The following is a 21,489-nucleotide window of genomic DNA, read 5'->3' on the forward strand; positions in this document are numbered from 1 at the left end:
CTTCGCGCTTGTTTTGCGCGAGGGAGACTGATCATGACGCCGCAGGAACGCCAGCTCGTCGACGACCTTTTCGACCGGCTTTCGAAACTGGAAAATGCACCGCGCGATCCCGACGCGATCGCCGCGATCTCGGACGGGCTGCGCAAGGCACCCGGCGCGATCTATGCGCTGGTGCAGACCACGCTGCTGCAGGACGAAGCGCTGAAGCGCGCCCATAACCGCATCCAGGAGCTGGAAGCGGCCCATGCGCCCGAGCAGGCGCAGTCCGGCGGCTTCCTCGACACCATGCGCGATACCTTGTTCGGCGGAGGCCCCTCGCGCGGCTCGGTTCCGAACGTGCCGCCGCGTGACACGCGGCCGGTCTGGAACAGCGGCGGAGCGATGCAGCAGACGCAGCCGGGCTACGGTCAGCCGCCTTACGGCCAAGGTCAGGGCCCGGGCCAGGGTTATGGCGCACCGCCGATGGGCGGTGGCGGCGGCTCGTTCCTCGGCACCGCGGCGGCAGCTGCGGCCGGCGTCGTCGGCGGCTCTCTGCTGCTCTCGAGCATCCGCGGCATGATGGGCGGATCGCATCAGCAGGCCTTTGGCGACACCAACGCCCTCGGCGACCGCAGCGCTGGTGGAAGTCCTTGGGGCGGCAGCGACCAGTCCGGCGGCTCGCTCGCGCGCGATGCCGGCCTCAACGACATCGGCTCGAACCGGGAGTCCCGCCAGAGCTTCTCCGACCAGGCGAACAACGATCGTAACGACAACGACCAGAACTACGGCGACAACAACGACGACGGCAATATGGACGTAGCCGACGACAGCGATTTCGGCGGCGACGACGATGGCGGCAGCGATTACGCGTGAGCAATTCGTCCGAAAGATGCGGACGGCCGCCTCTCGGCGGCCGTTTTCTTTAGAGCATGGGCTCGAGCGTCTTTTGTGCCACGGCAAGGAGAGAGGACGCTCGATATAATATGACTAATGCGCAGCGCCATTGGACTGAGCTGAACGTTACCCGACGCGCCTGAATTCACCATGACAAATCAAATCGCCGTCTGACGCGTGCGACCGTAGACTCCCGGATTTCCAAATTCGGACATGGGTGTTCAACTGGAAGAACACGTTGCTCATGCCACACACCAATGTGGTTGCCTCTCTTGGTTATAGTCGGGGTTTTAAAAATGAGTCCACTTCAGCAGCGCATCGCAACCCTGACCAACGTGACAACTCATCTCATCACCGAGTTGTCGGAGTTGGAGGGACTGCACGAGCGCCTCAAGAAGGCAGAGCTGTCGGCGCGGCGGTTGAAACGCTCCGTTCGCGCATCGCTTTCCCATTCATCAACTCGTCGTCGCTGCTCTGTTGCCCCTCGTCTCGGTTCGAGGCGGCATCGTCGGCCAGCCTAAAGCATGATCCGGATAAAGTGCGCAGCGGTTTTCCGAAAAGATCATGCTTAAACAACAACCTGAAGCGCGATGACGATTCATCCTGATCGCATCGCGCTTTGGACCTTGGCCGGAGGACGTACGCCGGCGGCGCGCAACGCCTTCGATGCCGCGCGTCGCGAGCCGGCGCGACACGCGGAGTTGACGGCTCGCAGCGCGCGCTGGGCTACATCACCACGACCTTCGTGCCGACATTGACGCGGCCGTAGAGGTCGATGACGTCTTCGTTGCGCATGCGGATGCAGCCGGAGGAGACGTTGGTGCCGATGGTCCAGGGCTCGTTGGAGCCGTGGATGCGGTACAGCGTCGAGCCCAGATACATCGCGCGGGCGCCGAGCGGGTTCTCCGGACCGCCTTCCATGTGCCGGGGCAAATCGGGACGGCGCGCGATCATTTCGGCCGGCGGCGTCCAGTCCGGCCATTCGCGCTTGGCTGTGATCGCCTTCACGCCGGACCAGGTGAAGCCGGGACGCCCGACGCCAATGCCGTAGCGCATCGCCCTGCCGTTGCCCTCGACGAGATAGAGGAATTTGTTCGGGGTATCGACCACGATGGTGCCGGGACTTTCCTTGCCGCTATAGTCAACAGATTGCTTCTCGAACCTTGGATCGAACTGACGCTGCCGCGGGTCGGCCGTCTCCTGCTGAACCGCGCCTTGCTGATATCCACCCTGCATCTGCGGCTCGCCCATCGGCGGCAGGCGGCGCTGGTCGTAATAGCCGGGCTGCTGTTGATAGACCGGCTGCTGCGGCGCGTAGGCCGGACCGCGGCCGGGACCGTCGCCGAACAGGAACTCGATGAAGCCGCCGCCCATGTTCGCATTGGAGGCGACGCGCACCGGCGCCGGCGGCACCTGCGGCTGGTAGAGCACCGCGGGCGGATCGTTCGGCACCGAATTGTCGAAGGCGCTGGCACTGTTTGCGCCGGCAATGAAGGTGCAAGCGCTGCCGAGCAGCGCGACAGACATTTTCTTGAACATCGACGTACTCTGTACTGTTTCGTCTAGATCACATGCGCCGTGGAGAGCTGATGGCTGGTCCGCGCCCCCGACGTGGTCAATAAAAAGCAAAAGCCGTTTTGTTTGGTAAACAGAAGCGGCGTTTGGATTCACCACGTCGTCAGCAGCGGGGCAATTTGGCGATCAGCGTTTATTTTCGATGAACGCCGCGCGCCCATGGTTAATCGCTTCTTTGCGCGCCGTCGCGCGCAGCCGCACAACAGTTCCTGCCGTGAACTTCGTGTTAAATCGCTTCTGCCTACAAAGACGCGTGAGTGAGGTGGGGGGAGTATCCAGATGGCTGTTCACCGCAAACGTTTTCGCGTCGAGGATATCGCTGGTGGCGAGATGCCGATTTTGGACGTAACTGAAGAGGCAATCCCGATGCACAGCGAGATCATGGCCGAGCTACGTGCGATCCGTGCACAGATGGCGAAAGGCACCGCGCCCTTGCCCTTGTCCGGCAGCGCAGCCATGGCGGCGATCGACGCCTCCACCGCCCACGAGCTCTCCGAGGCTCGTACCATGCTCGAGACCTACCGGGCCCAGATCGAGCAGTGCGAAAAGCTGAAGGTCGAGCTCGACCTCATCCATGACGCCATCGACCGCACCAAGCGCGAAATCGCGACGCTGCACGGCAAGAGCTTTGACGGCGGCGAAATGGCCAAGGTCAATGGCGAGCTCGGCGCGGTGGTCGGCGGCACCGAGCAGGCGACCCAGCAGATCCTCGAGGCCGCGGAGTCGATCGACCAGGCCGCCAGCGCAATGTCCAAGGTGGACTCGATCGACCAGCAGAAGCGGCTCGCCGACGACATCCAGGAACGCGTCATCTCGATCTTCGAGGCCTGCAACTTCCAGGACCTGACCGGCCAGCGCATCAGCAAGGTGATGGGCACGATGAAGTTCATCGAACAGCACATCAATGCGATGATGGAGATCTGGGGCGGCGTCGACGCGATCAAGTCCCACGTCGTGCCGCAGGTCGACAATCGCAGCGAGGACGACAAGCTTCTCAACGGCCCCAAGCTCGCCGGCGACGTCGGCCACGCCTCGCAGGACGACATCGACGCGCTGTTCGACTGAGCGGACGCGGCATAGCGAAAAACAAAACGCCGGCGAGAGCCGGCGTTTTTGTTTTTGGCCCAGCCCGTCATTCCGGGGCGGCTCGACGGAGCCGGTCCCGGAATCCGGAGATTTAAGGCAGGAAGCTCACCACATCGAGATTCTCAGGTGCGCGAGTGCGCACCATAGTTCGCGCTTCGCGCGCCCCGGAATGACGGAAGACGAACATCACGCCCGCGGCGCGCAGCGGACGTAGACCATGTTGCCGTAGCGGGTGGCGGCGTCCTTGTCGATGAAGCGGGTGATCAGGACGCGGCCGTCGAAGGAGATGATTTCGCGGTCCTGCTCGCCGGGGGTCGGACCCGCCGGTCCGATGTAGTTCTTGCCGCTCGGCGAGCCCTTCAGCCGCAGCTCCTGGGGCGTTGCCTGGTCGGCCAGATGCATGATCACGCCGCCGGAGGAGCCGGCGGTGATCACGTAGGGATTTTTGCACTGGGCCCGGGCGGCGGCCTCGGTGCGGGCGCGGTCGGCCGGGTTCTGGAACGAGGCGAGGCCCCAGCGGCCGACGATCTCGTCGCCGCGAATGGTCGCAGGCATTTCGGGCGCGACGCCCGGCTCGGCTTCGGGCGGCGGCGAGGACGACGAGAAGGACGGCAGGCTCATGCCGCCGCCGCAGGCGCCCAGCAGCAGCGCCAGACAAGAGGCGGCGGCCAGATTGGCAACCGTGCGCGCGTGAGCTGAACTGATCATGGCATTCCCCCGAACAAGACCATGGCCGCACCCCTCCTGCAGCCAAGCGCAAAACCGCTGCCGGAGCAATGACGTCCTTTAATACGTCGGCGCCCCGAACAAGTTTCCAGTGCCACCATCCTATATCCGCCTCACCAATCGCTTAACCACCTTTGCTTGACAGGATCGCGGCCAAGCCATATTTCCGGGCCCACTATTAGCACTCGGAAAGCCCGATTGCTAAGCACGCCGTTCGATCCTCGGGATAGGGGGTGGACGGAAGCGCCGCCCCACCCACTTCCATTACTTCCGAAGCGAGCCTCCAAAGGGAAACGTCATGGCTAAATCCAAATTTCGTCCGCTGCATGACCGTGTCGTGGTCAAACGTATCGACGCCGAGGAAAAGACCAAGGGCGGCATCATCATTCCGGACAGCGCCAAGGAAAAGCCCTCCCAGGGCGAGGTCGTGGCCGTCGGCCCCGGCGGCCGTGACGAGACCGGCAAGCTGACCCCGATCGACCTCAAGGTCGGCGACCGCGTGCTGTTCGGCAAATGGTCGGGCACCGAGGTCAAGATCGACAACGAAGAGCTCCTGATCATGAAGGAGTCGGACATCATGGGCGTACTGGCCTAAGGCCATCCGCCTGAACAGCCGCTGAATGTCATGCCCGGATCCAGGCGGTCCGGGCATCCATCATTCCGCCGGGTTCGGTCCACGAATCCCGGAATTGATGCGACGGGCGAGCGGCAGACACATCACCAAACACGAGGGATTGCTCAAATGGCTGCCAAAGACGTCAAGTTTTCCGGAGACGCGCGCGATCGCATGCTGCGCGGCGTCGACGTTCTCGCCAACGCGGTCAAGGTGACGCTCGGCCCGAAGGGCCGCAACGTCGTCATCGAGAAGAGCTTCGGCGCACCCCGCATCACCAAGGACGGCGTCACCGTCGCCAAGGAGATCGAGCTCGAGGACAAGTTCGAGAACATGGGCGCCCAGATGGTGCGTGAGGTCGCCTCCAAGACCAACGACCTCGCCGGCGACGGCACCACCACCGCCACCGTGCTGGCCCAGGCCATCGTGCGCGAAGGCGCCAAGGCGGTTGCCGCCGGCATGAACCCCATGGACCTCAAGCGCGGCATCGACATCGCGGTCGCTTCCGTCATCAAGGACATCGAGAAGCGGGCCAAGCCCGTCGCCGCCTCCTCCGAGGTCGCCCAGGTCGGCACCATCTCGGCCAACGGCGATGCCGCCATCGGCAAGATGATCGCCCAGGCGATGCAGAAGGTCGGCAACGAAGGCGTCATCACCGTCGAAGAGAACAAGTCGCTCGACACCGAAGTCGACATCGTCGAGGGCATGAAGTTCGACCGCGGCTATCTCAGCCCCTACTTCGTCACCAACCCCGAGAAGATGACCGCCGAGCTCGAGGATGCCTACATCCTCCTGCACGAGAAGAAGCTTTCGGGCCTCCAGGCCATGCTTCCGGTGCTGGAAGCCGTGGTGCAGTCGGGCAAGCCGCTCGTCATCATCGCCGAAGACGTCGAGGGCGAGGCGCTGGCCACCCTGGTCGTCAACCGCCTCCGCGGCGGCCTCAAGGTCGCCGCCGTCAAGGCGCCGGGCTTCGGCGATCGCCGCAAGGCCATGCTCGAGGACCTCGCCATCCTCACCGGTGGCCAGCTCATTTCCGAAGACCTCGGCATGAAGCTCGAGAACGTCACTGTGAAGATGCTCGGCCGCGCCGGCAAGGTCGTGATCGACAAGGAGAACACCACGATCGTCAAGGGCGCCGGCAAGAAGCCGGACATCGAGGCCCGTGTCGGCCAGATCAAGGCGCAGATCGAGGAGACCACCTCGGACTACGACCGTGAGAAGCTCCAGGAGCGTCTCGCCAAGCTGGCCGGCGGCGTCGCGGTGATCCGCGTCGGCGGTGCCACCGAGATCGAGGTCAAGGAGAAGAAGGACCGCGTCGAGGACGCCCTCAACGCCACCCGCGCCGCGGTGCAGGAAGGCATCGTCCCCGGCGGCGGCGTCACGCTGCTGCGCGCCAAGAAGGCGGTCGGCCGTCTCACCAACGCCAATGCCGACGTCCAGGCCGGCATCAACATCGTGCTGAAGGCGCTCGAGGCTCCGATCCGCCAGATCTCGGAAAACGCCGGCGTGGAAGGCTCGATCGTGGTCGGCAAGATCCTGGAGAACAAGTCCGAGACCTTCGGCTTCGACGCCCAGACCGAGGACTATGTCGACATGATCGAGAAGGGCATCATCGATCCCGCCAAGGTGGTGCGCACCGCGCTCCAGGACGCCTCCTCCGTGGCCGGCCTGCTGGTCACCACCGAGGCCATGGTCGCCGAAACGCCGAAGAAGGAAGCCTCGCCCGCGATGCCCGGCGGCGGCGGCATGGGCGGCTTCTAAGCCTCCGTTCCGTTACAATGTTGCGAAGGCCGCCTCCGGGCGGCCTTCTTTTTTGCCGACCCTGCCCCTCCGCTTTCCGATTCAACCGACGGCCAAAACCCACTACGGTGACGCGCCGATTCGAATTGTTTGGGCATGATCCTCTCGGAAAACCGCTTCACACTTTCCGGATCATGCCCGTTGCGCGAGGATTTCATCGATGCGTGCGCTTCTGGTTTGTTCGACAGCCCTTTTGGCTCTGCTTGCAGCTTCTCCGCATTCCGCATCCGCCCAGATGAAGCTGTCGCCGAAGGCCACGACGCAAGGTGGCCCGGAGACACGCTATTTCACCTCGATCGACGGGCTGATGGACGGCAATGCCGACGTGATCCTGAAGGAGACGCGCCAGGGCAAGACGGTGACGGCGGCCGTGCTCGACGTCTGCTATCCCGTCGCAAAGAATTCCGACCGCAAGGACCGCTTCGTCGTCAATCTCCAGGTCGCGGGCCAGACCCTGACCGGCACCGCGCAGAGCATCAGCGACAAGGCGCCCGTCAGCGTCAAGCTGCTGCGAAAGCAGAGCGGCGACACCTTCGAATTCCGCGGCCAGATCAGCATTGGCCAGGTCGTGACCGAGGTGACCTCGCCCGACAATTCCGATCTCAGCGAGAAGGAATTTCAGGACAACCAGACCTCCGACGACGGCATCACGCCGCAGCCGAAGGATTTCACCGACGTCTCGCCGGAGGCGATCGCGGTCAAGGTCAAGCTCGACGCTGCAACCGACTTCCTGAAGAGCCTGAAGGGCCAGGCGGTCGAGGTGACGCTGGCGAGCCTCACGGTCGGCTGCGATGCGCTGCGCGCAGGCGAGCAGACCATCAACATGTCGGTCGATCCCGAGCGCGCCGGCGCGCTGCTGGCGAAATTCAAGGCGACGCCGGGCGTCACCTCCGCGGGCTGGACCGCGGGCATGACCGAGATGGACCGCACCATCCGCTTCGCCGCAGCCGACTGGCGCGAGGGCGACAAGATCAGCAAGGACAAACTCGCGGCCGCCGTTTCGAACGTTTTGAGCCGGACGCTCGCGGCAAAGCCGGTCTCGCAAAGCTTCAACCCCGCCACGGGCAAGCTCAAGCTGGTCTTCAAGCGGCCGAACCCGGATTTCCCCGCGCTCGATCTCACCGACACGATCGAGGTCGCAGGGCTCGTCTCGCCCGACAAGCCGGGCACGACCGACAAGCTCATGCTGTGGATCGGCAGCCCCGCGACGACGACCGCCGACGAGAGCAGCGGCGCCAAGCTCAATCTCTCCGACGACACGTCGGTCGACGAGGAAGGCGAGCAGCCCGACGACAACGGTTCGGTCGAGGCGCTCGCCAAGGAGCTCAAGGGCCAGCGCTGGGATGCCGACAAGTCGGTGTGGAAGTAGGCTTTCGTGCCCCGGACGCTGCGCAGCACGTCAGTGATGCGCAGCAGAGCCGGGGCCCAGAGGCCACACACGAATTTGCCGATAGAAAATCTGGGTCCCGGCTCTGCGGCGCATCGCTTGCGCGACGCGCCTTGTCCGGGACACGAGAGCGGAGCTAATTCCCCGTCGTCCTGAAGCGCAGCGGCTTGGGGCCGATCAGCGTCAGCACGTCGCCCTGACGCTTCCAGGTCTCGACGCTGCTCAGTGCTGCGACCAGATCGTCGTCGGCCTGCGCCCTTGCCGGCGGGCAGGAGCGATCCTGGATCTGACCGGGGACGAAGATCACGGTGTTGCCGGCGACCGAGAACTGGCCCTTGCCGCCCTTGCACCAGAGCTCGAGCACGACCTCGCCATGGTCGCCGATTTCGATGTTCGGAATTCGCTTCGAGCCTGCTTGCGGCAGCGCTTCCAGCGTCATCTCGGTGCCGAACGGGAAACCGTCCTCGGCACGCGCGACAATGGACATCGCTAGCATTGCAACCGCAGCACACACCAATCGCTTGAGCGAAACCATGAGACCTCTCGTCCGACCTGATTTGCCGCACCTTCTATAAGACGGCGGCGCCAATGAGAAGGTTCGCTCAACCTGGAGCGCGATGAGATTTGATTGGGCGCAAAAATCCCCGCGGGGCGGAACCTCGCGGGGATTTGCGTTCGAGCCGGAGTTGGCCTGCTACTTCAGGACCATTGCCGTGAACGGCCAGACATAGGCCTGCAACGTCACGAGCACGCCGACGAGACAGGCCAGCACGATCGAGTGCCAGAACACGAAGCGCAGGATCGTGCCCTCGTGCCCGTACCAGTTGGTGGCAGTGGAGGCGACCACGATCGACTGCGCGTCGATCATCTTGCCCATCACGCCGCCGGACGAGTTCGCCGCGGCCATCAGGACCGGCGACAGGCCGAGCTGCTCGGAGGTGATCTTCTGCAGGTTGCCGAACAGCACGTTGGAGGCGGTGTCAGATCCCGTCAGCGCCACGCCCAACCAGCCGAGCAGCGTGCCGAAGAAGGGATAGAGCACGCCGGTTGCGGCGAAGGCGAGGCCGAGCGTCGCGTCGACGCCGGAGAGCCGCGTCAAGGTGCCGATCGCCAGCATCGCCGAGATCGTAATCAGCGAGATCGCACAGAGCCGGATGGTACGGCCGTACTCGGTCACGAGCTTGCCGGGACCGACGCCCATCAGGACACCGGAGATGATCGCCGCGATCAGCATGCCCGTGCCGGTGAAGGACAGGTAGGTGAAGCCGAACACGGCGCTCTCTTTCGTCGGCCCTGGCGCGACCGGCGGCATCTTGTTGATCATCTGGTGCAGCTCGGGCACGGGATAGTTCCAGACGAAGATCGAATTCGCCCAGGCCTTGAACGCCCCGTTACCCCAGATCAGCATCACGATGCAGACGATGATCCACGGCAGCAGCGCGCCGAACAGTTCGCTCTGCGTCAGCGGCGTCTTGTCGAGCGGTTTGGCCGCCGCCATGGTGGCTGCCGATTCATCGCGGCCGCGCAGCGCCGGCGACAGCCAGAGCTGCCTGGGCTGCCAGACTTTGAGGAACAGGATCAGCGCGCCCATCGAGATCAGCGACGCGCCGATGTCGACGATCCAGGGGTTGATGAAGTTCGAGATCACGAATTGCGGAATCGCGAACGACACGCCGGTGACCAGGATTGCCGGCCAGACATCCTTCATGCCCTTCCAGCCCGCGAACGCCCACACCACCCAGAACGGCACGATCAGCGAGAAGACCGGCAATTGCCGGCCGACCATCGCGCCGAGGATGTAGGGATCGAGCCCGGTGACCGAGGCAAGGCCCTGGATCGGCGTGCCCAGCGCGCCATAGGCGACCGGCGCGGTGTTGGCGATCAGCGACAGGCCGGACGCCGCGAGCGGCGAGAAGCCGAGGCCGATCAGCACGGCGCCGGTGATGGCGACCGGCGTGCCGAAGCCCGAGGCGCCCTCGAAGAACGCGCCGAAAGAGAAGGCGATCAGCAGCAATTGCAGCCGCCGGTCCTCGGTGACGCCGCCGATGGCGCGCTTGAGCAATTCGAAGCGTCCCGTGCTCACCGTCACCTGGTAGAGGAAGATGACATTGAGCACGATCCAGCCGATCGGGAAAAAGCCGGTCACGATGCCCAGCACCGAGGCACGGATCGACATGTTCGCCGGCATGGTGAAGACGAAGATCGTGATCAAATTGGCCACGATCACGGCGATGACCGCCGCGATATGCGCCTGGACGCGACCGCTCGCGATCAGGACCAGCAGCGTGACGACGGGCACCGCCGCCGCAATCGTCGACAGCACCGGACTGTGCAGCGGATCATAGACTTGATTCCACATGGTCTTCCTCCCCCACGCATGTTTGCGGCAGACGGCCCGCGTGGAGAGCCGATCCTGCTTGACGCTGGAAGCGATAACCCCCGAGCTGGACGCGAATTCCTCGCGAATGCGGCGGTTCCCGTCCCGCTCACAAGCTCGCGAAATCCCAGAGCACCCCACCCCGCGCCGTCGAGCCCCATGCTAGGGTTGCAAGCTGCGACAAGCCAACGCAAATTGCAGCACTTGCGACTTTAGTCTAAGCGCGCCCATTTCCGCCATTGCCTCAAGCCTCTGGCTCCGGGCCGTTGTGCACATCCCCCTAGGAGATTCTGCTCTGTGAAGAACCTCAGCGCCACGCTCGCGATCGTCTGGCGAATCGCCGTCCCCTATTTCCGGTCGGAGGACAAGTGGGCCGGCCGCGGCCTGCTCGCCGTCGTCGTCGCGATGGAGCTGGTACTGGTCGCGATCAACGTGCTGCTCAATCAGTGGCAGAACCGGTTCTACAGCGCCCTGCAGGCCTACGATCTGCCCGAATTCGTCAAGGAGGTCTGGATCTTCCTTGGGCTTGCCTTCACCTTCGTCGCTTTGGCCGTCTACAAGCTCTACCTGAACCAGTGGCTCCAGATCCGCTGGCGGCAATGGCTGACGCAACACTATCTCGGCGAATGGCTCGAGGGCGCCACCCATTACCGCATGCAGCTCAGGGGCGATGCCGCCGACAATCCGGACCAGCGTATCACTGAGGACGTCAAGAATTTCGTCGAGCAAACGCTGACCATCGGCCTAGGCCTTTTGTCGTCGATCGTGACGCTCGCCTCGTTCGTCGTCATCCTCTGGGGCCTGTCCTACAAGGCACCCTTGTACATTTACGGCACCGATATCCTCGTGCCCGGTTTTCTGGTCTGGTGCGCACTGGCCTACGCGATCGTCGGTACCGCGCTGACCCACTGGATCGGCGCCCCGCTCATCAATCTCAATTTCGAGCAGCAGCGCTTTGAGGCCGACTTCCGCTTCAACCTGATCCGCGTGCGCGAAAATTCCGAGCAGATCGCCCTTCTGAAAGGCGAGAACGCGGAGCGAGGGCATCTCCTGCGGCGCTTCGGCTTCGTCATCGGCAATTGGTACGAGATCATGGGACGGACCAAGCGCCTGACCGCCTTCACGGCAAGCTACGGTCAGGCGGCGACGCTCTTTCCCTATGTGGTGGTGGCGCCTGCCTACTTCGCCAAGCGCATCCAGCTCGGCGACATGATGCAGACCGGCTCGGCGTTCGGCAGCGTGCAGGATGCGCTGTCGTTCTTCGTCACCGCCTATCGCTCGCTCGCAGAGTGGCGCGCGGTGATCGCCCGCCTCGATGGCTTCGAGATGTCGGTCAGCTCCGCCGCCCACGGCGCGGCGCTCGAACCGACCATCGACATCGCACCATCGAACGGCAAGGCAATCGCGCTCGAGCAATTGCTCGTCAAACTGCCGAACGGCGCGCCTCTGGTCGCAGCCGATGCCTTCACGATCCAGCCGTCGGAGCGGGTGCTGGTGACCGGCCCGTCGGGCTCCGGCAAGTCGACACTGTTCCGGGCCATTGCCGGCGTCTGGCCGTTCGGCACCGGCACGATCGCCATTCCCGAGACGGCGAAGCTGATGATGCTGCCGCAGCGGCCGTATTTCCCGATCGGCGCGCTTGGCGACGCCGTCATCTACCCGACCGAGCACGGCTCGGTCCCGCCCGAGAAGATCCGCGATGCCTTGATTGCCGTCGGCCTGCCGCGACTGGCGGACCGGCTCGACGAGCACGGCCACTGGAACCGGACATTGTCGCTCGGCGAACAGCAACGCCTTGGGCTTGCTCGTGCGCTGCTGCACATGCCGGACTATCTCTTCCTCGACGAAGCGACCGCCTCGCTGGACGAGCCGTCCGAGGACCGGCTCTATCGGCTGCTGACGGAGAAGCTGCCGCAGGCCACCATCGTCTCGATCGGCCATCGCTCGACGCTCGACGCCTTCCACACCCGGAAGGTGGCATTGGTGGAGGACGGCGAGATCCACGTCCTCGGTAAAGCCGTCGAGCCGGCCCGGGCGGAGCCGACCGCGGCGCGCTGAAAGGCCGGCCGGCGTCTCGGACGACCAAGGCTGGGCACCCGCACCCCATAAAGCAAAAGGGCGGCAGATTGCTCTGCCGCCCTCGTAAATGGTCTCGGGAAGAAACTTACTTCAGGTTGGTCATCGCCGTCAGGTCGAACGAGAGCTTGGCGATGCCGGCCGCGCCGCACCAGTTGGAGCCGACGCCGGTGGGATTGATGTTGCTGAAGCTGCCGTTGGCGGTCGCCGTATAGTCGCTGGTGAACGCGTTGCAGTTCGCCTTCGACAGGTCGGTGTCGGAGTAACGCAGGTCGAGCGTGAAGACCTTGTAGGTGAAGCCGACGCCGATATTCCAGGTGTTGTAGTCGGCGTACTTGATGCCGTTCGGGAACGGACCGGCGAAGCCCGGCGCGGCGAAGCCCGTGCCGTAGAACGAGTCGGACGTGCCGAGGAACTGGCGGCCGAACTCACCCGACACATACATGCCGACGCCACTGGAGCCGAAAATGGTGCTCGGAGCAGTGTACTTGGCGGTGATCGACACGTAGTCGCCCCACGCACCGGAGTTCAGGAAGCTCGGCGTGTAGTACTCGTTCAGGCCGACGCTCCAGTTGTCGTTGATGGTGTAGTTCACCTTGCCGTAGACTTCGAAGAAGCTGACGTCCTTCTTCATCACGTTGCCGTTGAGCAGGGCGTTCGCGGCGCACTGCGCGCTGAGCGCGTTGCCGGCGGTGTCGATCGGCGCGCCGTAATAGCAGGTCCCACCCGGATACAGGTAACCCCAGACGCCGATGTCGAAGGCGAACGCACCGAAGGTCGGGCGGATACCACCGTAGACGTCGATCTCGGCTGCGGCGCGGTTCGGGAAGGAGATGCTCTCACCGGCCACGCCGACATAGAGCTGGAGGTCCTTGGTGACGTTGTAGCGCGGCTCGAAATAGGCCGAGACCGACGGCTTGTGGTTCGACTGGGTGATACCGCGGAAGATGTAGTCGCTCATGACCGCACCGCCGAAGGCGATATCCCAGGGATCGAAGGCGGGCGGCGGCGGGGCCTTCAATGCCTTCACGCGCAAGTCTGCCGCGAAAGCCGAACCCGTCGTCACCATTGCCAGCGCCGTTGCCAACAAAGCCACTTTTTTCATTTCGATCCCCATCGCCAGTTCTTACCCAGTCGGATCCCGGAGGCCCCCCGGGGCAAACGACCTGTCTGCAAAATTGCGTTACTGCGACAATCTGGATTGAGGGATGGGGACCGTGAAGCAAAAATCACGGGCATCTGCCGACTTTTTGGGCGTTTTGACGATTCCGCGAAAGGTTGTCAGCCTGTGTGTCTTCTCGATCACATTATTTGCATTCCAAAGGGCACGGCAGGACCCGTGCAAGTACGGGGAAGGCGGCTAGCGTGGCATCCGGGCGACGAATCAAACAGGCGCCGTGAACGGGAGGATTCCGGAGGCCCTGCGGCGATGCAAAAAGGCCGCAGCGTCACCGCAGCGGCCTTCCCTGTTGTTTGCGATCGCGGTCGCTGGATGGGACCTAGCCTTGTCCCTCGGCCGGTGCCGCTTCCGCAGAAGACGAAGGCATCGCCCAGCTCGTCTCGGCGGCCGGCTCGGGAGCCGGAGCTGGCGACGGCGCTGACGGCTTCGGCGCGGGAGCTGCCTTCGCCTTCTTCGGTGCCGCTTTCTTCGCGGCCTTCTTCGGTGCAGCCGGCTTGGCTGCTTTCCTGGCTGGCTTCTTCACAGCCTTGGCGGCCTTCTTTGGAGCGGCCTTCTTCGAAGCTTTCTTGCCGGCTTTCTTGGCAGCTTTCTTCGTGGATTTTTTGGCAGACTTCTTCGCGGACTTCTTGGCTGCCTTCTTCGCGGATTTCTTCGCCGCTACAGCCTTCTTCGCCTTTTTGGCCTTCTTGCTTTTTTTCTTCTTCGCTTTCGCCATCGTGGTCCTCCTGTTGTCGACGAACAATGGTCGATCGGGCGTCGTTCTACCGTCGCCTCCGGAGGAAAGCTCAGGCTTGAAAGCTCAAACTTGCGCGTTCAATGCCGGCCGCGACCCGCCCGTAGCCCAATCGAGAAGCTCAATCGTGTGTACGACCGGAACTGACGTGCCACTGGCAATCTGCACCATGCAGCCGATATTGCCCGCGGCAATCATGTCCGGCTTGACGCTCGCGATGTTGGCGACCTTGCGATCGCGCAATCGGCCCGCAAGCTCGGGCTGGAGAATGTTGTAGGTCCCCGCCGAACCGCAACACAAATGGCTCTCCGGTACATCTTTCACCACGAATCCATTCTTGGAAAGCAATTCTTTCGGAAGGCCCGTGATTTTCTGCCCATGCTGCAACGAACACGCCGAGTGATAGGCGACGACGATGTTGTCCTGTCGCGCAGTCGGCTCGAGTGCGAGGCCGGCGATGTATTCGGTGATGTCCTTGGCGAGCGCGGACACCTTCGCCGCATCGGCGGCGAACGCAGCATCCTCGCGCAGCAGATAGCCGTAGTCCTTGATCACTGTGCCGCAGCCGGACGCCGTCACCAGGATGGCGTCGAGCCCCTCACCGGCCGCTTCCTTCCGCCACGCCGCGACGTTGGCTCGCGCCCGCGCCAATGCATCCTGATCGTTGCCGAGGTGATGGGTCAGCGCGCCGCAGCACTGTTCGTCCCGGACCAGGACAACCTCGACGCCATGGCGGGTGAGAAGACTGATGGCCGCCTGGTTGATGCGCGGCGCCAGGACCTGCTGGGCGCAGCCCTGGAGCAGCGCGACCCGGCCGCGCTTCTTGCCGAGCGCCGCGAACACACTGCCGGCGGCGGGGCCCGGCGGCGGCAGCCGGTGCGGGGCCAGCGCCAGCATCGCCTTGATGCGCTGGACCAGGCCGGGCGTCGCCGAGGGCCGCGGCGTCGGCAGGAAAACGGCAAGCGGACGGGCCACCCGCGCCAGCACCATGCTCACGCGAAAACGCTGCGGGTCGGGCAGGACGAAGGCCAGCACCTGGCGCAGCAGCCGCTCAGCCAGGGGCCGCTCATAACGCTGCTCGATCCTGACCCGGGCCTGGTCGACGAGATGCATGTAGTTCACCCCCGAGGGGCAGGTCGTCATGCAGGCCAGGCACGACAGGCAGCGGTCGACATGCTTGACCACTTCCGCCGTCGGCGTCTGGTCCTTCTCCAGCATCTCCTTGATCAGATAGATGCGGCCGCGCGGGCTATCGAGCTCGTCGCCGAGCAGCACATAGGTCGGACAGGTTGCGGTGCAGAAGCCGCAATGGACGCAGGCACGCAGGATCTTGTCGGCTTCCGCGATGTCCGGATCGGCAAGCTGGGCGAGTGAGAATTCGGTCTTCATGCCACAGCGCCTCGGCTCAAGCGGCCCCGGTTGAGAACGGCCTTTGGATCGAAACTGGCGCGCACCCGCTCGCTCAGGGCGGTAATGCCCGGCGCCTGCGGATGAAAGACGTCGACATCGCGCCTGACATCCTCGGCCGCCCGGATCAGCGTTGCGTGGCCGCCGACGGCATTGGCACGCATCCGCACCGCCGGAGCATGCGCGTCGCCCTTCGGCGGCAATGCCGCCCAGATCAGCCCGCCGCCCCAATCATAGATCACGTCGCCGCCCGTCTCCCGCGCCAATTGCGTGCCGAGCGCAGCGCCTGAGGCCGGCGGGCAGACGATCCGCCAGACCGGCCAGGCGCCGAGCGCGCCGCTGGCCGCGAACGGCAGCACGTCGCGGATGGTGGCCCACAGCGCGGCCGACGCCGCGTCCTCGACCAGAGTCGCGGTTCCGAACGGCGCCAGCAATTCGCGCAACGAGCCAGCGCGATGGGCGGCCGAGGCCGTGATACCCTCGAGCCGCAGCACGGTCAGGGCCTCGCCTTGGCCTGCGAGATCGCCAAGCCCGTCGGTCTTGGCCCGGAACGCCGATTTCGGCAGGTGCGCCGCACCGGAGACGTCGAAGGGCGAGCCGAGCGCCGCGGTCATTGCCTTGTTGGCGGCGGCATCGTCGAGGCCGCTTAGCAGCAGCGTCCGCTCGGCCTCGGGCTTGGGCATCACCTTCAACGTAACCTCAGTCATGACAGACAGCGTGCCCCAGGACCCCGCGAGCAACTTGCAGAGGTCGTAGCCGGTGACGTTCTTCACCACTTTGCCGCCGGTCTTGAAGCTGTCCCCGAAGCCCGAGACGGCGTGCGCCCCGAGCAAATGGTCGCGCGCCCCGCCCGCCCTGATCCGCCGCGGACCGGCGAGCCCGGCCGCGATCATGCCGGCGATGGTCCCTGATACGGGCGTGCCGAGCAGCGGCGCCGTGTTTATCGGCTCGAACGCGAATTGCTGGTTCTTGGCGTCGATCAGCGACAGCACGTCGCCCAGCGGCGCACCGGCCTGGAGCGTGATGATCAGCTCGTTCGGCTCGTAGGAAGTGACGGCGTTCAGCGCGGAGAGGTCGAGCACGGCGTTGGTCGCCATGGCATGGCCGATGCCGCGCTTAGAGCCATGACCGATGATCTCGAGCGGCTGCTCATTGGCAATCGCCGCGCGCACCACTTCTTCGACGTCTTTGGCGTCTCTGACCTTAAGCGTATCCACGACTCAGCCGGTATCCAAGTTTAGAACGGAAAGCAAATTTGGCGCGTTGCAGCGAGGCGCAGCGACCGACGCTAGAACCGCGGCAAATCAGGAAACGCCAGCTTGCCGGCATGCACATGCATGCGGCCGAGCTCGGCGCAGCGGTGCAGGGTCGGAAATACCTTTCCGGGATTGAGCAGGCCTTGCGAATCGAAGGCGCATTTCAGCCGTTGCTGCTGGTTGAGGTCGATCTCGCTGAACATGTCGGGCATCAGGTCGCGCTTCTCGATGCCGACGCCGTGCTCGCCGGTGAGCACGCCGCCGAACTCGACGCAGGCGCGCAGGATATCGGCGCCGAAGGCTTCGGCGCGCTCGATCTCGCCGGGCTTGTTGGCATCGTAGAGGATCAGTGGGTGCAGATTGCCGTCACCGGCGTGGAACACGTTGGCGCAGCCGAGCTGGTATTTTTCGCCGAGCTCGCGGATGCGCGCCAGCGCCTTCGGCAGCGCGCCGCGGGGAATTGTGCCGTCCATGCAGAGATAGTCGGGCGAGATGCGCCCCACCGCCGGGAACGCGGCCTTGCGGCCGGCCCAGAACAGATTGCGCTCGGCTTCCGAATTGGAGATCTGCAGCGTTACCGAGCCGCAGCCTCGTGCAATGGTCTCGACCCGCGTGATCAGCTCGTCGACCTCGATCTTGGGGCCGTCGAGCTCGATGATGAGCAGCGCCTCGACATCGAGCGGATAGCCGGCATGGACGAAGGCCTCGGCGGCGTGGATCGCCGGCTTGTCCATCATCTCCATGCCGCCGGGGATGATGCCGGCGCCGATGATGCGCGCGACGCATTCGCCGGCGGCCTCGACCTCGGCGAAGCCGACCATCAAGGCGCGCGCCGTCTCCGGCTTCTGCAGGATGCGCACCGTGACCTCGGTGATGACGCCGAGCAGCCCTTCCGAGCCGGTGATGACGCCCATCAAATCGTAGCCCGGATTCTCGCACCCCTTGCCGCCGATGCGCAGGATCTCGCCGCTCATCAGCACGATCTCGCAACCGAGCACGTTGTTGGTGGTCATGCCGTATTTGAGGCAGTGCACGCCGCCGGAATTCTCCGCGACATTGCCGCCGATCGAGCAGGCGATCTGCGAGGACGGGTCGGGCGCGTAATAGAAGCCGGCATGGGCGACCGCCTGGCTGATGGCGAGGTTGGTGACGCCGGGCTCGGTGACGACGACACGATTGTCGAAATCGATCTCGCGGATGCGCTTGAACTTGCCGAGCCCCAGCAGCACGCCGTCTTCGAGCGGCAGCGCCCCGCCTGATAGCGATGTGCCGGAGCCGCGCGGCACCACCTTGATACCTTGCCCTGCACAATATTTCAGGATCAGCGAGACCTGCTCGGTCGTATCGGGCAGCACCACGACCATCGGCGGCTGCCGATAGGCCGTCAGCCCGTCGGATTCATAGGCCCGCATCTCGGCAGGCGTATCGATCACGCCCTCGCCGGGCACGATCGCGCGCAATGCAGCAACGATCTCGGCGCGGCGCGCGAGCACCGCCTGGTCGCTCGCAGGCATCATGATGGCCATATCAAATCCTTCATGGCATATCTTTCCGGCTCACGCCGCACGATCAATTTGTCTCGGCAAATCAATCACGTCCGCGGGTGTTTGGGTAGGCCATCCGAAAGTCGGATCGGCCATCTTTCGCCAGTTCGCTCTGGGACAAGTCGGAAATCATGAAACCTGTCATGGTTTGGTGGCTTGTCCAAGCCGAGCAGGCCTGCCAAAACCGGCAGGTCGGGCGATTGCCGATCCGGCGAGAGACTGACCAGGCCAGACCCACCAGGGAAGAGACGAAGAGCATCCGATGACAAAACTGACTTTTGGCGCACTGACGATCCTCACCATGATTGCCACCGCACCCGCCGCGATGGCGCAGGATGTCGCGGCCGGCAAGACATCGTTCAACAAATGCCTGGCCTGCCACGCGATCGGCGAAGGCGCCAAGAACAAGGTCGGCCCCGAGCTCAACGGTCTCAACGGCCGCAAGTCGGGCACGGTCGAGAGCTACAGCTACACGGACGCGAACAAGAATTCCGGCATCACCTGGGACGAGGCCGTGTTCAAGGAATACATCAAGGACCCCAAGGCCAAGATCCCCGGCACCAAGATGGCGTTCGCCGGCATCAAGAACGAGACCGAGATCAACAATCTCTGGGCCTATGTCGCGCAGTTCGACAAGGACGGGAAGATCAAGCAGTAAGCACGGATCCGTCGACAGCTTCGGCTTCGGTTCTGACCGGGTCAGAACCGAAGCTGCGGCTTTTTGTTTGATGCGTTTTCTTCACGGCGTCGTTGCAAGCGCCGCGACTTGTCCGCCGAAGCCTCGGCAAAGGTGGAAGCAATCCAGAATCCCTCCTCGGAAAGACTCTGGATTGCTTCGTCGCAAGAGCCCCTCAATGACGAGTATGAGGCGGCATCGCGATGCTCCAATGCACATCCCAGCTGCAGTGCCGTAGGGTGGGCAAAGGCGCGTAGCGCCGTGCCCACGATCTCCCTCCATGAGCAACAAGGCGTGGGCACGCTGCGCTTTGCCCACCCTACGAGATCGAGATTGTGGCACACAGTTCAAGTCGCGGACATGCCTTCTCGTCCTCGCGGCGGATTTCGCCCGAGCTTTGCTTGATCTCGCCACCCTCATAGCCAAGAGGGCGCAGGGAAGGCCGGGTGCCGGCTCGCACCCGCGGTCCGCTGCGCGAAAAGCGCACGCAGGAAGAACCGCACAGCAGCATACAGGTGGTGCCGATCACTCGGCCTTCCCTGCGCGGTGGTCGGACGGCTTATGCCGTGCTCTCCCCGGAGCCGAGTTCCCTCTGGCCTCCCTCGCCCCGCGAATTGGATGATGCAGTCTGCCCGGTTGGGCTCGCTCGCACCTTCGCAAGACTTGACCGTAGCAACGACGGCCAGGACCACACGGTTTTGCCGTACGCGTTCAGCGTCGCTCGTCTGCACGCGGTTTCGGGCTCACAGGGACGACCCGCCCTGCCCGCGCCTCTCGTGCCGACGCTGCCGCGTCCACCGCAAGTCCGGCTCGCGAAACGTGACGACGCGCGATCGCCCCTCAAGGTCAAGCCGGGATGGACGACACATACGCCGAAACCGAATTTCGGTAAAGTGGAATATTTTTAGCGGAGCGGATTGACAGGGGCCGACACAGGCACGGTCCCGTAGGATGGGCAAAGGCGCGCTCTTGCGCGACGTGCCCACGAATCCTCCCCAGTCACACGCAGATCGTGGGCACGGCGCAAGTGCGCCTTTGCCCACCCTACGAGAGCTCTACGGGAGCAGCCACATCGCTCGAAGACGCTCTAATCGGCGGACGCCTGCGCCGGGGCGATTTTCCCGATCATCGTTTCGATTTCCGTCTTCACGAGCTCCGGCACGGCGTTCTGCACCATGTGGCCGAGATCGGGCAGCACGATCAGCTTCGCATTCGGCACCATGGCTGCGAACGGGCGGGCGTGGATGTTGGTCTTCACCGTCTTGTCGGGCTCGCCGGCAATGATCGTGACTGGCGCCGATATCTCGCCATAGCGCGCGGCTTGCGCAGTCACCGCCTCCTTCAGCGTCACCAGATCATAGGCATTGGCGATGAACTCGCGCGGGCGCAGCAGCAGCGGCGTCGCGGAATCCTGCACGAATCCATCCGGCATCATCTGCGGCAGGAACACGTTGCGCGCGCCGGCCTCAGCGACGAAATAGCCGAGCGGCAGGGTGATCGTGTAGGCGAGCAGCGGACCGATCACCGGCGTTGCGATGAACTCATTGTAACGGCCGACACCGCCGCGCCAGGGATGGGTGACGGGGGCGAGCATGACCAGGCCGGCGACGCGGCCGGGATAATCGAGCGCAATCCGCGCGCCGAGCGCGCCGCTCCAGGAATGCACGACGAAGATCGCGCGATCGATCCCGAGCTTGCCAAGCGCCTCGTCAATCATCCGGGCCTGGATCTGCGGCGTGGAATCCTGGCGCCGCGCGCGCGTGCTCCAGCCATGGCCGGGACGGTCGACCAGGATGACGCGATGATCCTTGGCGAGCAGGTCCCCGAGCGGGCGCCGCATCGCTTCGAGATTGGAGCTGGCGCCGTGCAGCATCACGATCGGCAGGCCTGCATCGCGCGGACCGATATCGACGACGTGAAGCGTCGCGCCGTCGACCTCGACCATCCCGCCCTGCGGCGGAAAGGCGCGCTGCACGGCGACGATTCCAGCCTGCGTGACCAGCGCCAGCAGAACCAGCGCCGTCACGACTGACATCACGATCATGGAGAGAATCCGGGTGATCCTGGGCACAGGGCAGTTACGGGCGTTACGGGTGGCAGTTTCGCTCCGCCGGCTTTCCGGATTTGCGCCAAAACTGCCGGGGCTGTGGATATGTGCATAATTGAAGAACGTGAAAACT

General features: G+C 64.2%; 18 protein-coding genes. 7 read left to right on the forward strand and 11 right to left on the reverse strand.

The features are described 5' to 3' along the window. Positions 1–33 precede the first annotated feature (33 nt). The gene (locus XI03_RS18475) at positions 34–852 is read left to right on the forward strand and encodes a DUF2076 domain-containing protein (protein WP_028140099.1); all 819 of its coding nucleotides are present in this window, start codon (positions 34–36) and stop codon (positions 850–852) included. Between the two features lie 747 nt (positions 853–1,599). On the opposite strand, the gene XI03_RS18480 is transcribed toward XI03_RS18475, so the two are convergent. Next, positions 1,600–2,412, reverse strand: a complete 813-nt coding sequence (locus tag XI03_RS18480) for a L,D-transpeptidase (protein ID WP_028140098.1) — start codon at positions 2,410–2,412, stop codon at positions 1,600–1,602. Positions 2,413–2,727: 315 nt separating this feature from the next. On the opposite strand from XI03_RS18480, the gene XI03_RS18485 reads away from it, so the two are divergent. Further along, complete coding sequence (locus tag XI03_RS18485) at positions 2,728–3,513, forward strand: protein phosphatase CheZ (protein WP_028140097.1); 786 nt, start codon at positions 2,728–2,730, stop codon at positions 3,511–3,513. Between the two features lie 207 nt (positions 3,514–3,720). Here XI03_RS18485 and XI03_RS18490 read toward each other — a convergent pair whose 3' ends face one another. Further along, entirely contained in the window at positions 3,721–4,242 is a 522-nt protein-coding gene (locus tag XI03_RS18490) for a hypothetical protein (protein ID WP_028140096.1), read from the reverse strand. Between the two features lie 316 nt (positions 4,243–4,558). On the opposite strand from XI03_RS18490, the gene XI03_RS18495 reads away from it, so the two are divergent. From XI03_RS18495 to XI03_RS18505, 3 genes are all read left to right on the forward strand, one after another. Further along, positions 4,559–4,855 (forward strand): co-chaperone GroES, encoded by a 297-nt coding sequence (locus tag XI03_RS18495; protein WP_018321905.1) that lies wholly within the window; start codon positions 4,559–4,561, stop codon positions 4,853–4,855. A 147-nt stretch (positions 4,856–5,002) separates the two neighbouring features. Further along, positions 5,003–6,634 carry a chaperonin GroEL gene (gene groL, locus XI03_RS18500; protein WP_038974643.1) on the forward strand — a complete coding sequence of 544 codons (1,632 nt, stop codon included), beginning with the start codon at positions 5,003–5,005 and terminating at the stop codon, positions 6,632–6,634. A 199-nt stretch (positions 6,635–6,833) separates the two neighbouring features. Next, positions 6,834–8,042: a hypothetical protein gene (locus XI03_RS18505; protein ID WP_271592880.1), complete on the forward strand. Its 1,209-nt coding sequence runs from the start codon at positions 6,834–6,836 to the stop codon at positions 8,040–8,042. 154 nt (positions 8,043–8,196) lie between these two features. Here the strand turns inward: XI03_RS18505 and XI03_RS18510 are convergent, their stop codons facing one another. Together XI03_RS18510 and XI03_RS18515 are read right to left on the reverse strand one after the other, a co-directional pair. Continuing rightward, positions 8,197–8,595 carry an META domain-containing protein gene (locus tag XI03_RS18510; RefSeq protein ID WP_038971171.1) on the reverse strand — a complete coding sequence of 133 codons (399 nt, stop codon included), beginning with the start codon at positions 8,593–8,595 and terminating at the stop codon, positions 8,197–8,199. 159 nt (positions 8,596–8,754) lie between these two features. Continuing rightward, positions 8,755–10,419, reverse strand: a complete 1,665-nt coding sequence (locus XI03_RS18515; protein WP_028140090.1) for an L-lactate permease — start codon at positions 10,417–10,419, stop codon at positions 8,755–8,757. A 315-nt stretch (positions 10,420–10,734) separates the two neighbouring features. Here XI03_RS18515 and XI03_RS18520 point away from each other — a divergent pair, with 315 nt between their 5' ends. Next, positions 10,735–12,495 carry an ABC transporter ATP-binding protein/permease gene (locus XI03_RS18520; RefSeq protein ID WP_095424786.1) on the forward strand — a complete coding sequence of 587 codons (1,761 nt, stop codon included), beginning with the start codon at positions 10,735–10,737 and terminating at the stop codon, positions 12,493–12,495. A 106-nt stretch (positions 12,496–12,601) separates the two neighbouring features. On the opposite strand, the gene XI03_RS18525 is transcribed toward XI03_RS18520, so the two are convergent. The 5 genes from XI03_RS18525 to XI03_RS18545 form a co-directional block, all read right to left on the reverse strand. Next, the gene (locus XI03_RS18525) at positions 12,602–13,618 is read right to left on the reverse strand and encodes a TorF family putative porin (RefSeq protein WP_038947510.1); all 1,017 of its coding nucleotides are present in this window, start codon (positions 13,616–13,618) and stop codon (positions 12,602–12,604) included. A gap of 394 nt (positions 13,619–14,012) precedes the next feature. Continuing rightward, positions 14,013–14,408 carry a histone gene (locus XI03_RS18530; RefSeq protein ID WP_271592881.1) on the reverse strand — a complete coding sequence of 132 codons (396 nt, stop codon included), beginning with the start codon at positions 14,406–14,408 and terminating at the stop codon, positions 14,013–14,015. An 84-nt stretch (positions 14,409–14,492) separates the two neighbouring features. Beyond that, complete coding sequence (gene glcF, locus XI03_RS18535; protein ID WP_271592882.1) at positions 14,493–15,815, reverse strand: glycolate oxidase subunit GlcF; 1,323 nt, start codon at positions 15,813–15,815, stop codon at positions 14,493–14,495. Continuing rightward, positions 15,812–17,050 (reverse strand): FAD-binding protein, encoded by a 1,239-nt coding sequence (locus XI03_RS18540; protein WP_271592883.1) that lies wholly within the window; start codon positions 17,048–17,050, stop codon positions 15,812–15,814. Before XI03_RS18540 ends, glcF begins: the two co-directional genes overlap by 4 nt. Positions 17,051–17,121: 71 nt before the next feature. Further along, positions 17,122–18,615 carry an FAD-linked oxidase C-terminal domain-containing protein gene (locus XI03_RS18545; protein ID WP_028140084.1) on the reverse strand — a complete coding sequence of 498 codons (1,494 nt, stop codon included), beginning with the start codon at positions 18,613–18,615 and terminating at the stop codon, positions 17,122–17,124. 280 nt (positions 18,616–18,895) lie between these two features. On the opposite strand from XI03_RS18545, the gene cycA reads away from it, so the two are divergent. After that, a complete protein-coding gene (gene cycA / locus XI03_RS18550) occupies positions 18,896–19,291 on the forward strand; it encodes a cytochrome c-550 CycA (protein ID WP_271592884.1) in 396 nt (131 codons plus the stop codon). 337 nt (positions 19,292–19,628) lie between these two features. On the opposite strand, the gene XI03_RS18555 is transcribed toward cycA, so the two are convergent. Together XI03_RS18555 and XI03_RS18560 are read right to left on the reverse strand one after the other, a co-directional pair. After that, positions 19,629–19,838, reverse strand: coding sequence for a hypothetical protein (locus XI03_RS18555; RefSeq protein ID WP_212429181.1), 210 nt, complete (start codon positions 19,836–19,838; stop codon positions 19,629–19,631). A 558-nt stretch (positions 19,839–20,396) separates the two neighbouring features. Continuing rightward, a complete protein-coding gene (locus XI03_RS18560) occupies positions 20,397–21,353 on the reverse strand; it encodes an alpha/beta fold hydrolase (protein ID WP_271592885.1) in 957 nt (318 codons plus the stop codon). Between the last annotated feature and the right edge of the window lie 136 nt (positions 21,354–21,489).

Origin of the sequence: Bradyrhizobium sp. CCBAU 65884, assembly GCF_028128835.1 — a bacterium.
Taxonomy (GTDB): domain Bacteria; phylum Pseudomonadota; class Alphaproteobacteria; order Rhizobiales; family Xanthobacteraceae; genus Bradyrhizobium; species Bradyrhizobium ottawaense.

Bases quoted from the DNA above. Each gene is read 5' to 3' on its own strand.
- XI03_RS18475 (WP_028140099.1), top strand. From the start codon at position 34: ATGACGCCGCAGGAACGCCAGCTCGTCGACGACCTTTTCGACCGGCTT.
- XI03_RS18480 (WP_028140098.1), bottom strand. From the start codon at position 2,412: ATGTTCAAGAAAATGTCTGTCGCGCTGCTCGGCAGCGCTTGCACCTTC.
- XI03_RS18485 (WP_028140097.1), top strand. From the start codon at position 2,728: ATGGCTGTTCACCGCAAACGTTTTCGCGTCGAGGATATCGCTGGTGGC.
- XI03_RS18490 (WP_028140096.1), bottom strand. From the start codon at position 4,242: ATGATCAGTTCAGCTCACGCGCGCACGGTTGCCAATCTGGCCGCCGCC.
- XI03_RS18495 (WP_018321905.1), top strand. From the start codon at position 4,559: ATGGCTAAATCCAAATTTCGTCCGCTGCATGACCGTGTCGTGGTCAAA.
- groL (WP_038974643.1), top strand. From the start codon at position 5,003: ATGGCTGCCAAAGACGTCAAGTTTTCCGGAGACGCGCGCGATCGCATG.
- XI03_RS18505 (WP_271592880.1), top strand. From the start codon at position 6,834: ATGCGTGCGCTTCTGGTTTGTTCGACAGCCCTTTTGGCTCTGCTTGCA.
- XI03_RS18510 (WP_038971171.1), bottom strand. From the start codon at position 8,595: ATGGTTTCGCTCAAGCGATTGGTGTGTGCTGCGGTTGCAATGCTAGCG.
- XI03_RS18515 (WP_028140090.1), bottom strand. From the start codon at position 10,419: ATGTGGAATCAAGTCTATGATCCGCTGCACAGTCCGGTGCTGTCGACG.
- XI03_RS18525 (WP_038947510.1), bottom strand. From the start codon at position 13,618: ATGAAAAAAGTGGCTTTGTTGGCAACGGCGCTGGCAATGGTGACGACG.
- XI03_RS18530 (WP_271592881.1), bottom strand. From the start codon at position 14,408: ATGGCGAAAGCGAAGAAGAAAAAAAGCAAGAAGGCCAAAAAGGCGAAG.
- glcF (WP_271592882.1), bottom strand. From the start codon at position 15,815: ATGAAGACCGAATTCTCACTCGCCCAGCTTGCCGATCCGGACATCGCG.
- XI03_RS18545 (WP_028140084.1), bottom strand. From the start codon at position 18,615: ATGGCCATCATGATGCCTGCGAGCGACCAGGCGGTGCTCGCGCGCCGC.
- cycA (WP_271592884.1), top strand. From the start codon at position 18,896: ATGACAAAACTGACTTTTGGCGCACTGACGATCCTCACCATGATTGCC.
- XI03_RS18560 (WP_271592885.1), bottom strand. From the start codon at position 21,353: ATGATCGTGATGTCAGTCGTGACGGCGCTGGTTCTGCTGGCGCTGGTC.